At 63.0% G+C, this 14,624-nt stretch carries 14 protein-coding genes; 5 read left to right on the top strand and 9 right to left on the bottom strand.

The features are described from left to right. Positions 1 to 2: 2 nt before the first annotated feature. Positions 3 to 1,463, bottom strand: a complete 1,461-nt coding sequence (locus M1D89_RS21215; protein ID WP_498646717.1) for an MFS transporter — start codon at positions 1,461 to 1,463, stop codon at positions 3 to 5. After that, positions 1,460 to 2,185: a TetR/AcrR family transcriptional regulator C-terminal domain-containing protein gene (locus tag M1D89_RS21220; RefSeq protein WP_498646719.1), complete on the bottom strand. Its 726-nt coding sequence runs from the start codon at positions 2,183 to 2,185 to the stop codon at positions 1,460 to 1,462. The genes M1D89_RS21215 and M1D89_RS21220 overlap by 4 nt, the downstream gene beginning before the upstream one ends. Positions 2,186 to 2,324: 139 nt before the next feature. Here M1D89_RS21220 and M1D89_RS21225 point away from each other — a divergent pair, with 139 nt between their 5' ends. Further along, entirely contained in the window at positions 2,325 to 3,035 is a 711-nt protein-coding gene (locus M1D89_RS21225) for a DUF2306 domain-containing protein (protein WP_498646722.1), read from the top strand. Positions 3,036 to 3,063: 28 nt separating this feature from the next. Here the strand turns inward: M1D89_RS21225 and M1D89_RS21230 are convergent, their stop codons facing one another. Then, positions 3,064 to 4,353: an adenylosuccinate synthase gene (locus M1D89_RS21230; protein ID WP_178996637.1), complete on the bottom strand. Its 1,290-nt coding sequence runs from the start codon at positions 4,351 to 4,353 to the stop codon at positions 3,064 to 3,066. 475 nt (positions 4,354 to 4,828) lie between these two features. Between M1D89_RS21230 and M1D89_RS21235 the strand changes: the two genes are divergently transcribed. Continuing rightward, entirely contained in the window at positions 4,829 to 5,461 is a 633-nt protein-coding gene (locus tag M1D89_RS21235) for a uracil-DNA glycosylase (protein WP_309076079.1), read from the top strand. Positions 5,462 to 5,554: 93 nt separating this feature from the next. Here the strand turns inward: M1D89_RS21235 and M1D89_RS21240 are convergent, their stop codons facing one another. After that, positions 5,555 to 6,562, bottom strand: a complete 1,008-nt coding sequence (locus M1D89_RS21240) for an ABC transporter substrate-binding protein (RefSeq protein WP_498646724.1) — start codon at positions 6,560 to 6,562, stop codon at positions 5,555 to 5,557. A 133-nt stretch (positions 6,563 to 6,695) separates the two neighbouring features. Here M1D89_RS21240 and M1D89_RS21245 point away from each other — a divergent pair, with 133 nt between their 5' ends. Genes M1D89_RS21245 through M1D89_RS21255 form a run of 3 tightly spaced genes read left to right on the top strand, consistent with a single transcriptional unit; the run spans position 6,696 to position 9,657 of the window. After that, positions 6,696 to 7,787: an iron chelate uptake ABC transporter family permease subunit gene (locus M1D89_RS21245; protein WP_498651009.1), complete on the top strand. Its 1,092-nt coding sequence runs from the start codon at positions 6,696 to 6,698 to the stop codon at positions 7,785 to 7,787. Further along, positions 7,784 to 8,848 carry an iron-enterobactin ABC transporter permease gene (gene fepG / locus M1D89_RS21250; protein WP_498646726.1) on the top strand — a complete coding sequence of 355 codons (1,065 nt, stop codon included), beginning with the start codon at positions 7,784 to 7,786 and terminating at the stop codon, positions 8,846 to 8,848. The genes M1D89_RS21245 and fepG overlap by 4 nt, the downstream gene beginning before the upstream one ends. Next, positions 8,845 to 9,657: an ABC transporter ATP-binding protein gene (locus M1D89_RS21255; protein WP_498646727.1), complete on the top strand. Its 813-nt coding sequence runs from the start codon at positions 8,845 to 8,847 to the stop codon at positions 9,655 to 9,657. The genes fepG and M1D89_RS21255 overlap by 4 nt, the downstream gene beginning before the upstream one ends. Before the next feature lie 126 nt (positions 9,658 to 9,783). Here M1D89_RS21255 and M1D89_RS21260 read toward each other — a convergent pair whose 3' ends face one another. From M1D89_RS21260 to M1D89_RS21280, 5 genes are all read right to left on the bottom strand, one after another. Further along, the gene (locus tag M1D89_RS21260) at positions 9,784 to 10,206 is read right to left on the bottom strand and encodes a DUF3151 domain-containing protein (protein ID WP_011773312.1); all 423 of its coding nucleotides are present in this window, start codon (positions 10,204 to 10,206) and stop codon (positions 9,784 to 9,786) included. Then, entirely contained in the window at positions 10,206 to 11,225 is a 1,020-nt protein-coding gene (gene fbaA / locus M1D89_RS21265) for a class II fructose-bisphosphate aldolase (protein ID WP_498646729.1), read from the bottom strand. The genes M1D89_RS21260 and fbaA overlap by 1 nt, the downstream gene beginning before the upstream one ends. 193 nt (positions 11,226 to 11,418) lie before the next feature. After that, positions 11,419 to 12,357 carry a putative endonuclease domain-containing protein gene (locus M1D89_RS21270; protein ID WP_498646731.1) on the bottom strand — a complete coding sequence of 313 codons (939 nt, stop codon included), beginning with the start codon at positions 12,355 to 12,357 and terminating at the stop codon, positions 11,419 to 11,421. A gap of 137 nt (positions 12,358 to 12,494) precedes the next feature. Beyond that, the gene (locus M1D89_RS21275) at positions 12,495 to 13,721 is read right to left on the bottom strand and encodes a lipase family protein (RefSeq protein WP_498646733.1); all 1,227 of its coding nucleotides are present in this window, start codon (positions 13,719 to 13,721) and stop codon (positions 12,495 to 12,497) included. A 180-nt stretch (positions 13,722 to 13,901) separates the two neighbouring features. Further along, positions 13,902 to 14,615, bottom strand: coding sequence for a TrmH family RNA methyltransferase (locus tag M1D89_RS21280; RefSeq protein ID WP_498646735.1), 714 nt, complete (start codon positions 14,613 to 14,615; stop codon positions 13,902 to 13,904). Positions 14,616 to 14,624: the final 9 nt, after the last annotated feature.

The raw sequence follows: 14,624 nt of genomic DNA on the forward strand, positions 1-14,624 counted from the left end.
GACTAGTCGTTGGCAGGTTCCGAGCTGGGCTTCTGCGCCCGTTCTTTGGTCCTGTGCGTTCCGTCGTCGGCGGGCATCACAAGGACCGCCACAACAGTAAGGACGGCACTGACGAGCACAGCCAGGAAGACGGCAGTGGACGCGTGCACTGTAGTTTGCGGATCGGGACCGCCGCTGGGGCCGTTGGCGTAGATAGCGTTGGCAATGGCGCCGAAAACCGCAACACCCATGGAGCTGCCGATTGAACGTGCAAAGAGGTTGGTTCCTGTGACCACGCCGCGCTCATTCCAGTCGACACTGGTTTGGGCGGCAATGAGACTAGGCGTTGCCACCAGCCCCAGTCCGAGCCCCACGATGAAGCATGCCATTGCCACCAGCAGAATGTTGGGCGTCGGGGCAGTGAGGGCCAGGACAGCCGAACCGATCACGGTAATCACAATGCCGATGATGGCCGTGTTTTTGAACCCGATCCGGAGGTAGAAACGGCCGGCTTGCGACGCGCTGATGGGCCAGCCGATGGTCAGCGCCGCCAACGCGAGCCCGGCCAGAAGGGGTGAGGTCTTCAAGGACCCTTCCAGGAACGTCGGGACGTAAGTTGTGATGCCAAGCATGACCGCGCCTACACCGAAAGCGACCATCGCCGTCGTCGCCAGCAACCTGCGGGAGACAACCCAAGGTGGCAGGACCGGCTCCGCTGCTTTCCTTTCCACCAAAAGAAACACCACGAACAGCAATGCCCCTCCGCCAAAGACGGCGAAGCTGATCGGCGAATCCCAGGGCCAGGCCTGACCGCCCTGGAGGGCTCCGAGGATGAGCAGGCTCAACGAAATCGTCAGCAGTCCGGCTCCCGCGTAGTCGATGCGGTGCTTGGTGCGCTCAACGTTCTCGTGGAATGTACGGAGGAGCATCCAAGCAGCGATCAGGCACAGCGGGATATTGATGAGGAAGATCCACCGCCAGATTCCCAAGGACGCAAAGACCCCTCCCAGAGTTGGTCCCACTACGGAAGAAACGGCCCACACACTGGCCAAATATCCCTGGACCTTTGCCCGCTCTGCAAGCGTGTAGATATCGCCGGCAATCGTGATCGCCACAGGCTGGACTGCGCCGGCCCCGAGCCCCTGGAGCACTCGGAAGGCAATGAGCGCAGGCATGCTCCAAGCCAGCCCACAGAGAATCGAGCCAAGCAGGAAAAGACCAATGCCACCCAAGATGATCGGCTTTCGGCCTACTACGTCTGAGAGCTTGGCGTAAACAGGCACGGAAACCGCCTGCGCCAGCAGGTAGGCGGAAAAGAGCCAAGGGAACGAGGCGAACCCGCCGATGTCCTCCACAATGGACGGCACTGCCGTGGCAACTATGGTGGCATCGATCGCCACCAAGCCCGTTGCGAGCATCAGCGCAATCAGTATGGGTCCGCGCCGGGAACGGAACCCGACTCCTTCGTCAGTCGCCGTAGTCAATTGTTCCTGCCCCCGCCTGATGTCCAGTTCTGCTGATGGAGTCGTTCGAAGCCGTCCAGGAGGAGGTCCAGTGCGAACTCGAACTCGAATTGGTCGTCGCAGCCGTTCCCGACCACGGAATCGTCGTCATGCGCTGCCGCTGCAGCAATTTTGAAGAGATTTGGAAAGTTATCGGCCATCTGGCGGGCCATGGCGGACCGGACTTCCGCCGGCACTTGTGCTTGCTGGTTCCCAGCCTGCCCCGCAGAGTCATCGAAGACTTCTTGGGTGAAACCCCACATTCGGCTGCCCATGGCATGCATGACGTGGTGCGTGAGATCCACCGAAAATCCGCCCGCCAAGAACATCCCAGCGAAGCCGTCCATGTACCCGAGGACTGCGGGGGTCACGTCAGTGCGGGTCTCGATCACAGGGCGCGCCCAAGGATGCCGCAGGAGCACCTGCCTGGCCGAAAGGACCCGGAGCCGGACAGCAGACTTCCATGGAACATCCGGTACAGGTGGGCCGATTTCGCCAACAATGGTGTCCACCATACCGCCGAGGAGTTCTTCCTTATTAGCAACGTGCTTGTAGAGAGCCATCGGAACAACGCCTAGTTCCTGGGCGAGACGACGCATGCTGAGCGACTCGATACCCACGTCGTCTGCAAGCGTGACGGCGGCGCTAAGCACGCGTTCACGGTTCAGGGGTACGCGCCGGGCTGCCTCCGCTAGCTGGGTCATGCGAATTCCTCCCGATCAGCCACAAGCCGCTACAGCCTTGACAGGTATACAGCGTACACCTAGTGTTTGGGGCGTAAAGGTGTACAGCGTACACCTCGCAATCTCCCTTCCGTCATTCACCCAGAACGCAGGCAGAGTCATGACACTTAGAACCACCCCACCCCTCCGGAACCATAGCCATACGCGCCGCCGCACCAAATGGGCCGTGCCCGTGGCGCTGATCATCCTCAGCCTCATCCCGGTGGTTGCCGGCGCTGCGCGACTCACCGAACTAACGGGCGGCGCAAACGTCACTCCGCAGAACGCCCGGTTCTTCGCTTCACCCATCCCGGTGGTAACCCACATCGTCACAGTCACGGTGTACAGCCTTCTGGGAGCGTTTCAGTTCGCGCCCACGCTTCGACGTGTTTCCCCACCTCGGCGGGGCAAGGCTTCGTGGCACCAAATGGCCGGACGGATCCTGGTGCCGGCAGGACTACTCGCTGGTTTGTCCGGCCTATGGATGTCAATGTTCTACGCGCTACCGGAGGGAGACGGCGAAGCTCTTCTGATTCTTCGACTGATCTTTGGTTCCGCCATGGTTGCGAGCATCATCATGGGCGTGTTCGCCATCCGCCGGCGGGACTACGCCATACACGGCGCATGGATGACGCGCGCTTACGCTATCGCGCTGGGCGCGGGAACGCAGGCCTTCGTGTTTCTGTCCTGGGTGCTGGTTGCGGGCCCTACCGATGAGGCAACAAGGGCAGTGCTCATGGGCGCATCCTGGGTCATCAATCTGGCGGTGGCCGAGTACTTCATCCAACGACGACGGCGGGCCACCGTTCGGCTCCGCAAGGAACCAAGGTGACCCGCCGTCGTCGCGAATTTAGAAGTACTTAGTCGTTGATCAGGTCGTGAACAACGATGGTCTGGTCGCGGTCCGGGCCAACGCCGATTGCCGAGAAGCGCGTGCCGGAGAGCTTTTCGAGGGCAAGCACGTAGTTCCGCGCGTTCTCCGGAAGGTCTTCCAAGGTGCGGGCGCCGGTGATGTCCTCGGTCCAGCCGTCGAAGTACTCGAAGATGGGCACCGCGTGGTGGAACTCGGTCTGCGTCATGGGCATTTCATCGTGGCGCACGCCGTCAACGTCGTAGGCAACGCAGACGGGGATCTGCTCGATGCCCGTAAGGACGTCCAGCTTGGTGACGAAGTAGTCCGTGAAGCCGTTGACGCGGGAAGCATGGCGGGCCAGGACGGCGTCGTACCAACCGCAGCGGCGGGGGCGGCCGGTGTTCACACCGAACTCGCCGCCGGTTTTCTGCAGGTAAACGCCCATCTCGTCGAACAGTTCCGTGGGGAACGGGCCTGCACCAACACGTGTGGTGTAGGCCTTGATGATTCCAATGGACCGCGAAATGCGGGTGGGGCCAATGCCCGAGCCGACAGACGCGCCGCCAGCTGTGGGGTTGGACGAGGTGACGAACGGGTAAGTGCCGTGGTCTACGTCCAGGAACGTTGCCTGGCCGCCTTCCATGAGCACAACCTTGCCCTCGTCCAAGGCGTTGTTGAGGACCAGCGTGCTATCGATGACCAGCGGGCGCAGGCGCTCAGCGAAGGACAGGAAGTACTCCACGATCTCGTCCACCACGATGTCGCGGCGGTTGTAGACCTTGACCAGGAGTTCGTTCTTCTGACGCAGCGACCCTTCCACCTTCTGGCGGAGGATGGATTCGTCGAAGACATCCTGGACGCGGATGCCCAAGCGGGCCACCTTGTCCATGTACGCGGGTCCAATGCCGCGGCCCGTGGTTCCGATGGCCCGGCTGCCAAGGAAGCGCTCGGTCACCTTGTCCAGGACCTGATGGTACGGAGCAACGAGGTGGGCGTTTGCCGAGACCCGCAGGCGGGATGTGTCCGCACCACGGGCTTCCAGGCCTTCGATTTCCTGGAAGAGGGCCTCGAGGTTCACCACGCAACCGTTGCCAATAATAGGTATTGCGTTGGGGCTCAGGATGCCCGCGGGAAGGAGCTTCAGCTCATACTTCTCACCGCCAACAACCACGGTGTGCCCGGCGTTGTTACCGCCGTTGGGCTTAACCACGTAGTCAACGCGGCCACCGAGCAGATCGGTTGCTTTGCCTTTGCCTTCGTCGCCCCACTGGGCTCCGACGATCACGATAGCGGGCATGGGATCCTCCCCCATTCTTTCGGGCCCGGACCCAGCCGGATGACCAGGACGAGACGCCGTACATGAGAATGCCCCGACATAGCTGGTGCAGCCGGCCACAAGGCACGGCATACGCAAGAGTTTCGGGGCTCTTACCAGCCAAGTTTAGCCGATGACAGCGGTTTCTCTGGTGTTTGGCCGGTGTTCGGGCGGAACCGTAAAGCACTTTGTCGCCATTAAGGCAGGCCGGCGCCTGTTGTTCAGCATGCGTAAGCCGCCTGCCGCCGTCGAGAGTTGCCTGTCGTCGTCGAGACGCCCGCCACGTTCCGGGGCAACACGCCGTGTCGCATTCGGGGGCGCGCCGAAGCGGCACCCGTTCACCCCCATAGTCCGGTAAGGTTAGTTAGCCCCCAACAGCACCCTTTGAGGTTTGGCTGCGGCATGCCCGCGGCACCTTGGAATGGTGCGCTGTAACACCTAGGAGACCTAACCCCTGATGCAAGAACTGGCGACTGAATCACCTGAAGAAATCCTCTGGAACCGCCGCTACGAACCGCACATCGCCGAGGTCAACGAGCTGTGCGACTCCATCAAGGAGCAGAAGCCGGGCAGCGAGGTCCTTTACATCGACCCCGCCCACAGCATGGATGACTGCCGCATCGTCAGCCTTTTCTCCAATCAGCGCACCAACACCGGCGAAGGTTTCATCACCCCGGGTGACGAGGAAGCCAACACCCGCATGCTCGGCATGCAGTGGCAGCTGGGCCTGCGTCCGGAGCTCATGATGCCGTGGAACGCGTACCCGTGGATCGAGCCTAACGAGGAACCGGGCAAGCTCACGCCGGCCAACATCACTGAGGGCCTCAAGCCGCTCCTGCGTCTCCTGCAACTGCTGCCGCGCACGTCCGCCCTGGTGGCACACGGCAACGAGGCACACCGCTTGGCCGATCAGCTCATGAAGGCCGCACCGGCCAGCATCGCCCGCCGCGGATTCAAGACCTTCAAGGTCCGCTCACTGGGTGGCCGTTCCTTCGCCGGCACCCCGGCCCGCCAGCAGGAATACCTGGACGCCATCCACGGCGCCTACGCCGAGGCCATGGCTCGCACGGGCATTCCGCGCAAGGCCTAGTAACCAACGCACACACGACGGCGGCCCTCACCTTCTGGTGAGGGCCGCCGTCGTCGTTGGGTGCTTGTGTTGAGCTGGTGCCGGGCTGGAGGCTTAGCCGACCAGCATGCTGCGGAGATCCTTCAGGATCAGCTGCGCGCCTGTGGGGCCGAGGCCGAGGAACCAAACGTCGTCGCTGACTGACTTCGCCTGGCCAGCCTTGACTGCGCCGAGCTTGGGCCAGACTGCGCCTTCAACCACGGAGGTTTCGCCTGTTGCTGCGGGATCGCCGTAGCTGCTGTAGAAGATCCAGTCCGCGTCGCCTTGCTCGATGTTCTCGGCCGAAATTTCGGCAGCGAGTTCATCAATGTTCTGGTTCTCCGGACGGGCAAGGCCTGCATCCTTCAGGATGACGCCGATCAACGACTTGTTCGCATACAGGCGGATCTTGCCCGGCAGGAAGCGGACCAGGGAAATCTTGGGATCGCCCTTCACGTCTGCCTTGAGGGCATCCGCTTCGGTCTGGTAATCGTTGAGCGCCTTGACGGCTTTGTCCTCTTCGCCAAGGGACTTGCCCACCAGGAGGAAGTTTTCTTTCCACGGGAAGCCGGGGCGGATGCTGAAGACCGTGGGAGCGATGGCGGACAGCTGCTTGTACAGCTTGTCGGCGCGGAGCTGGCTGCCCAGGATGAGGTCCGGCTTGAGAGCTGCGATTGCTTCGAGGTTGAGGTCCTGAATGGTGCCCACGGAAGCCACATCCTTGACCTTGTCCGCCAGGTAAGTGGGGACAGGGTTGGCGCCTTCGGTGGTGGCCATGCCCACCGGCGTGATGCCGAGGGTCACGACATCATCCAACTCGCCGGTGTCGAGGACAACGACGCGGCTGGGCTTCTTCTCCAAGGTGGTCTCACCGTTGGCGTGCTTCAGGGTCCGCGGGAAAACGCCGGGGGCAGCGTCCGTGCCCAGCTTGGCCGTTTCCTGGTCCGCGGTGGTGAACTTGGAACCGCCGGTGGCAACATCGGCGTTGCCGGCGGCCGAACCTGACCCACCGCTGGTGCCACAGCCCGCAACGAGGCCGGCCACCAAGGCCACTCCGGCCACCTTCATAGCGAGCTTACGCATGCGGGATGCCTTACGCGGCTGCACTTCAAAATCGTCATTTTTCACTGGGTAAGGCTAACCTAATTAAGACACACATTCGTGACGTTGTGACGACGGTCACGGAGTGGCCGTCATATTACTGCCCCTCTGCGAAATGGTCCTCTGCTGTGTCCCCATCGACGACGTTATGTCCCAGGTAGCCGCTCCCGCCCTCCCGGCTGCAAGCGCAGTGGCCAGTTCCGGCGTCGTCAATAAATCCCGTTGGCGGATCCTCTTTCTGGCCCTCGCGGCAGCAGTCCTCCTGGGCGCGGCGATCCTGAGTCTCGGTGTGGGAGCAAAATTCATCCCCGCCACAGCGGTCCTGGAAGCGTTCACCAACCCCCAGGACACCGCGGATCATGCGATCATCCTTCAGAATCGGCTGCCGCGTACGTTGATGGGCATCGCCGTCGGGATTTCCCTTGGTGTGGCCGGCGCGCTCATTCAGGCGATCACTCGAAATCCATTGGCTGATCCGGGCATCCTGGGCGTCAATGCCGGAGCTTCGTTTGCCATCGTGATTGCCATCGGCGTCTTCGGGATCGGATCCCTCAGCGGCTACATCTGGTTCGCGTTTGCCGGGGCAATCCTGACCACCGCAGCGGTCTACCTGATCGGCACCTCCGGCAGGAACGTGGTGAACCCCATCAGGCTGACCCTTGCCGGTGTCGCCCTGGGCGCGGTCCTCACCGGTATCGGATCGGGACTCACCCTCCTGAACCCCAAAGCTTTTGACCACTTGCGCTCGTGGAGCATCGGCTCGCTGGACACCCGGAGCATGGAATCGGTCATGACTGTGGCTCCCTTCATGGCCGTGGGATTGATCATCGCCCTGTTCTGCGTTGGCGGCCTCAACGCCATTGCACTGGGCGACGACCTCGCCACCTCCCTCGGCGCCAACGTCAACCGAACGCGGATCCTAGGAGTCGTGGCTATTACCCTCCTCAGTGGAGCAGCAACCGCTGGCGCTGGGGCGATTGGTTTTGTGGGGCTCATGATTCCGCATGTGGCCCGGTGGATCGTTGGCCCGGACCAGCGCTGGATCCTGGCCACCACCGTGGTGCTCTCCCCTATCCTGCTCCTGGTATCGGATGTGGTGGGCAGGATCGCCGCGCCCGGCGAGCTCCAGGTGGGCGTGGTCACTGCGTTCATCGGCGCGCCGGTGCTTATCGCGTTGGCTCGGCGCCGGAAGGTGAGTGGGCTATGACGCGGCTGGACCCAAGGAGCCGCGTGGATTTTGGCCGGCCCACAGTCCTGGTCCGCAACCGTGGGCTGAGCCTCCGGTTCGACGTCCGCAGCATTTTTATCTGTATTCCGTTGATCCTCGCGGCCCTCACGGTGGCGACCATCGGCCTGGCCACCGGCGACTACGACGTCACCGTGCAGCAAGTCCTGCAAGCCTTCACGGGTGACGCCCCGGGACTGGCCCAAACCATCGTCATGGAGTGGAGGCTCCCCCGCGTTCTTTCGGCACTCGTGTTCGGCGCGGCCTTGGGAATGAGCGGCGGCATCTTCCAATCCATGACCCGCAACCCACTGGGCAGCCCGGACATCATCGGTTTCAACACAGGAGCCTACACGGGAGCGTTGATCGTGATGCTGACCGTTGGCGGTGGCTACCTTGGCATTGCTGCGGGAGCCCTTGTTGGCGGCACCCTCACAGCGTTGGCCGTCTACTTGCTTGCCTACCGGCGCGGCTCCCAAGGTTTCCGGCTCATCATCGTGGGCATCGGCATCAGTGCGATGCTTGCCGCCGTCAACCACTGGCTGATCCTGCAGGCCGAGCTTGAGGCCGCCTTGGCTGCGGCTGTCTGGGGAGCGGGGTCCCTCAACGGCATCACCTGGGAGCAAGCGGCGCCTGCCGCCGTCGTGGTTGTAGTGGTTGGCTTGGCCACGCTGGCGGTCGCACGCCGGATGCAACTCCTGGAAATGGGCGACGACGCCGCACGCGCCTTGGGCGTCCGGGCAGAACCTACCCGTTTGTTGCTGCTCATTCTGGGCGTCGCGCTGACGGCGGCCGTCACCGCCGTCGCTGGTCCCATCGCGTTCGTGGCCCTCGCGGCACCGCAGCTTGCCCGTCGTCTTACCCGAAGCGCCGGCATCACGCTGGTGCCCTCCGCAATGATGGGGGCGTTCCTCCTGGTGGCCAGCGACCTCGCGGCCCAACGCCTGTTCGCCCCGATCCAGCTGCCCGTGGGCGTTGTGACGGTGTGCATCGGCGGTATCTACCTCGTCTGGCTGCTGGCCAGGGAAGCAAGGAAATCATGAGCCTCACCTCTGCTGCGCCGCAGCTCCACGCTGACGCCCTGACTATCGGTTATGAGCAACGCATCATTTCCGAAAACCTCAATGTGCGCATCCCCGAGGGGCAGTTCACCGTCATCGTAGGGCCAAACGCCTGCGGCAAATCCACGCTGCTGCGCGCCCTCGCCCGGCTGATCAAACCCCGCAGCGGTCAGGTTCTGCTCGACGGGAAATCCGTGACCTCACTGCCTGCGAAGGAACTTGCCCGTCGGCTTGGACTCCTGCCGCAATCCTCCATCGCGCCCGACGGCATTACCGTTGCCGACCTCGTAGCCCGCGGCCGCTACCCGCACCAAAAGCTGCTGCGGCAGTGGTCCGTCTCCGATGAGATTGCGGTGGTCGAAGCGATGGAGGCCACCGGCGTCGCATCCTTATCCGGCAGATTGGTGGACGAACTCTCCGGTGGCCAACGGCAGCGCGTCTGGGTGGCCATGGTCCTCGCCCAGCAGACGCCGCTCATGCTCCTGGACGAACCCACCACGTTCCTTGACATCGCCCACCAGATCGAGCTGTTGGAACTCTTCCGCGAGCTGAACCTGGATAAGGGCCACACCCTGGTTGCCGTGCTGCACGACCTCAACCACGCCAGCCGCTACGCGGATCACATCATCGCCATGAAGGACGGCGTGGTGGTGGCCGAAGGCGCTCCCGCGGACGTGATCACTGAATCCTTGGTGGAAGAAGTGTTCGGCATGGCCTGTCGGATCATCGACGACCCCGTGACGCACACCCCGTTGGTGGTTCCGTTGGGCAGGCCACGGCTACCCAACTAGGTAACAGATCAGGTCGTTTTGAGCTCTCATAACGACCTGATCTGTTACTTACTTGGGTTAACGACGACGGCGACCCTCGCCTTTCGGTGAGGGTCGCCGTCGTCGTTTGCTTTGCTTCGGTCCGCCCTAGCGGGCTTCGAGCGCTGCTTTGGCCTTCGGGTCCGAGTCGTTCAGGAACTTCTCGATCCGCTCCGGCTCTTCAGCCTCGCCGATTGCAGAAGCGGCTCGACCCAGTGCGTAGAGCGCCCGAAGGAAGCCCTGGTTGGGCTCGTGCTCCCACGGGATGGGTCCGACGCCACGCCAACCGTTGCGGCGCAGGGAATCCAGGCCGCGGTGGTAGCCGACACGAGCGTAGGCGTAGGACTCAATGGTCCGGCCCTCCGCCCAGGCTTCCTCCGCGAGGATGGCCCACAGAAGAGATGACGTGGGGTTCTTCGCCACCAGGTCCAGCGCTTCATTGCCGAGTGCCAGGTGCTGGTAGATCTCGGTTTCGGCGGGCAGGAGCGTGGGCTCCGGCCCCATCAGGTTCTTCCGGAATTCGTCCGACATTAGAAGGTCTTGCCAACCGATCCGAGCTGCTGGGCAGCTTCGACGATGCGTGCGGCCATGCCGGCTTCGGCGGAAGCGCCCCAGACGCGGGGGTCATAGGTCTTCTTGTTGCCCATTTCGCCGTCGACCTTGAGGACGCCGTCGTAGTTGGAAAACATGTGGCCGGCAACCGGGCGGGTGAACGCGTACTGGGTGTCCGTGTCGATGTTCATCTTGATGACACCGTACGAGACGGCGTCAGCAATTTCCTGCTCGCTGGAGCCCGAACCGCCGTGGAACACAAGGTCGAACGGGTTTTCCTTGCCGATCTTGGCGCCAACCTCGGACTGGATCTGCTTGAGCAGTTCCGGGCGGAGCTTCACGTTGCCCGGCTTGTACACGCCGTGCACGTTGCCGAAGGTCAGCGCGGTGAGGTAGCGGCCGTTTTCGCCGGCACCGAGGGCCTCGATGGTGGCGAGGGCGTCTTCGGTGGTGGTGTAGAGCTTCTCGTTGATTTCGTTCTCAACGCCGTCTTCTTCGCCACCGACAGTGCCGATTTCAACTTCGAGGATGATCTTGGCAGCTGCGGCGCGTTCCAGCAGCTCCCGACCGATGCGCAGGTTCTCGGAGAGGGCTTCGTGCGAGCCGTCCCACATGTGCGAGTTGAAGATCGGGTCCTTGCCGGCCTTGACGGATTCCTCGGAAGCGGCCAGCAGCGGGAGGACGAAGTCCGCCAGCTTGTCCTGCGGGCAGTGGTCTGTGTGGAGGGCGATGTTGACGTTGTAGTTCTTGGCTACTTCGCGGGCGAACGCGGCGAAGCCGAGGGAACCGGCAACCATGTCCTTGACCGACGCGCCTGACCAGTAGGCTGCGCCACCGGTGGAAACCTGGATGATGCCGTCGGATTCGGCCTCGGCGAAACCGCGGATCGCAGCGTTCAGAGTCTGCGACGACGTCACGTTGACCGCGGGGAAAGCGAATCCGCCAGCCTTTGCGCGGTCGATCATCTCGGAGTAAATCTCTGGGGTTGCAATGGGCATGGTGACTCCTATGCTGAATTCGTCTGTGGGTTGGTAACCCTGGAGTAGACCGCTTACGGCTAGCACCCATCCTAGCGATATCCGCCGGGACGCCGTGTTTCGGGTCACTGAGGGTTCTTAACACTTCCGCCGAGTTGGCATTTAGCCCCCATGTTGCGGCCAAACATGGGGGCTAAATGCCGTCTCGGCGTTCTTAGGTGCGGTCGGGAGCCCATCCGCGGCTTTGGAGCGCCCGGCGGACTTTATGGACGACGGCGGGTCTCTCACCTTCGAGGTCGTGCTTGGAGATCCGGACTTCAAGCCAGCCATGGGCCAGGGAGCGTTCCTGACGTTCGATGTCCCGCAGGTGTTGTTCAATGCCGCCATGGTGTTGGCCGTCGTACTGGAGGGAGACTTTCCACTGCCTAAAAGCGGCATCGGGCCACAGCACCGGCTGACCGAGGGAATTACGAACCACGTGGTTCAGTTCGGGCTCCGGCAGGTTCGCGTCGATCATAGCCAGGCGCATGTGCGTTTCAGGGGCCGAGTCCGCGCCGACCCGGATAAGTTCCAATGCTGCCCGTGCCAGGCGCACTCCCCGCCGCCCAGGGTGCTTCCCGACGACGGCCCTCAACTCCTCGATGCTGCACAGGGCGTCCTTTGGCACCGGGAACTCAGGCCCGTGGGAGCACACCAGGGAGTCGCCCGCTGCAACGAGGTCTTCCACGGTAAGCAACGAAGCCAAGTCCAGCCACGTCCGTGCGGGCGAGGTGAGCCTGACGTCGTCGTACTCTCCCACCTCATCCGGCAGAAGGGTCAACGAATGCCCGGCCACGTTGACCCGCCGGGGAAAGCTGAACCCCCTCCGCCGTGCCAGATGAATCCGCCAATCCCCGCTGACATAAGCAGGCAACGGAACGTTCCATAGCCGGGCGGCACTGAGCATGACAAGCACGGACGCATCATCCAGATCCGTATAGGCCCGAAGGGCTGCCGCCCCCGTGGCACCGGACAGGACCGGCACCCTCACACCGCGGGAAACTGTCACCAGGTCCTTGGCAGCACTGCGCTTACGGGGTACGCCGGCCTTGTCCGATGCACGCAAGGAAAACGAGCCCGTGGTCAGATGGTCCGGAAGGTTTGTCCTGCGCATTCCTCATTCTGGCCCGTCCCCGGGAGCGCCGTGACGTTATCCACAGGCGCCGCTTTCTTCAGCCCCGCGAGTTGGCAGATAACCCCCATACTGGGCTCAAACATGGGGGTTATCTGCCAGTTCGGCGGGGAGGTGGGTTATCCGTACAGCCAGCAGTTACTCGCCGGGCTCCTGTCCGCAAAGCGGCGCTCCAGGAAGAGGAAGGCCTGCGGGATCGCCGCCGCATACCCTCCAACGTGGGTAGCCCCGGCGGTGGTGTCGAAATACACCGACGAACCCGCCGCGCACCAACGCTTGGCCAACTGGCGGCCCTGATCGTAAGGAATGACATCGTCCAGCACACTGTGGGAGAGCAGAACCGGAACCCCGGGTGCACGCCCGTTGCCGATTTTCTGCTCCGCGATCACCGGCTTGACCTGCGGCAGGTCCAACAGGGAGCTCAGTTTTTCCGCTGACACCGTGAGCTTGGTGGTGTCCAGGAAGCCACTGGAGGCAATGGACTGCACAGTGCATTCCTGGTCCGTCGCGGCGATTTTCGCTTGGCCGGCACCACTGAGATATGGGCTAAGATCCAGCCCGCCGGCAGCACTCATGCCCGTCACGGCATAGAGAAGAAAGCCGGTGTACAACCCGCCGTCGAGGTTGAGCCCCACTGCCGGAAGATCCGCGGGGACGGCACCGGCATAGGCGCCCTTGAGGTTCAGTTCCGGTGCGTACTGCGCTGCAAGCTCGACGGCGGCTGCCGAGGCGCCACCGCCCTGGGAGTATCCGGCAAGGGCCACTGGTCCGCCAGCCACGAGCTGGGGGTTCCCAAGTCGCTGGGCCGCACGGACGACGTCGAGCACTGCGTGTGCCTGCGATGCGCGAGCCATATATGTGTGGCTGCTCGCCGTGCCCAGCCCTTCATAATCGGTCATCGCAACGGAGTATCCCCGCGCCAGCAAACCGGCGATGAAGACGCCCTCGTACTCCTCGCCCGCAGCCATGGCCCGGGACGGCGCACACTGGTCGCCCTGCCCTTGGGTTCCTACGGCGTACCCCACCAGCGGACGCGCCCCCGCACCTACCCAGGGTGTGGACGGAACCAGGACGGTGCCGGTCACTGCGATGGGAATACCGGCACTGTTCACGGATCGGTACATGACGCGCTGCACCGCGGCCTGTGCCCTGATGGTCTTAAGGGGATCGACGTAGAAGACCGACGGCTCGGTCCGGATCACGTCGCCGTTGGTGGGTGGAAGCGTGGCCGGGGCCGCGTAAAAGTCGGCGGGCTCCGGGGCCGCAGTGGCAGCCCCACCGCTGCCAGCCGCGAGCAGGAAAGCAAGGATGAAAGCTGAAGACAGGCGAAGAGAAGGATGCTTCATTGAACCTCCAGTAGTAGCCGTGCTCCACGTTGAGCACGGTTCACGCCAGATGTTACTGATGAGTAACAACTTGGCCTAGGGATTCAGCGAATATTTCTTGCCGCGAGTTGGCACATAACCCCCATGTTTTCGGAAAACATGGGTGATATGTGCCAACTCGGCAGGGCGGGGCAGCGGCGTCTAAGAGACGGGCTGCTGGAACACGTGCCGGCGGACCCAGGCGTGCATGGCTATGGCTGCCGCAGAGGCTGCGTTCATGGACCGGGTGGAGCCGAACTGTTCAATTGAAAGCGTCGCGACGGCGGCATCGTGCACCTCCGGCGTCAGTCCGGGGCCCTCCTGGCCGAACACCAGCACGCAGTTCTTGGGGAGGTCATAGGTCTCCAACGGCACGGAGTCCGGGAAGATATCGATGCCGATGACGGCAAGCCCCTCCCCCTCCGCCCACTGGACGAAATCTTCAACGGTGGGGTGGTGGCGGACATGCTGGTAGCGGTCGGTGACCATGGCACCGCGACGATTCCACCGCCGTCGGCCAATGATGTGCACCTCTTTGGCGAGAAAGGCATTGGCCGTCCGCACTACGGTCCCGATATTGAGGTCGTGCTGCCAGTTCTCAATCGCAATGTGGAAGTCGTGCCGCTTGGAATCAAGGTCGGCCACGATCGCCTCGTGCTTCCAGTAGCGATACTGGTCCACCACGTTGCGGCGGTCACCATCCCTCAACAGGTCCGGATCCCATTGCTCGCCAACCGGCCACTCGCCCTCCCAGGGCCCGACTCCGACCTCGGGTTTCGCTTCCGCATCGCCTTCCGGTGTGGTCTCCGCAGGAGATACGGCAGAGGGAGACCCGGCAGGCGTGGGCAGGGCTGTATTGGGGGGAAGGTCAGTCACCCCTCAACT

This window comes from Arthrobacter sp. D3-18 (genome assembly GCF_054408525.1).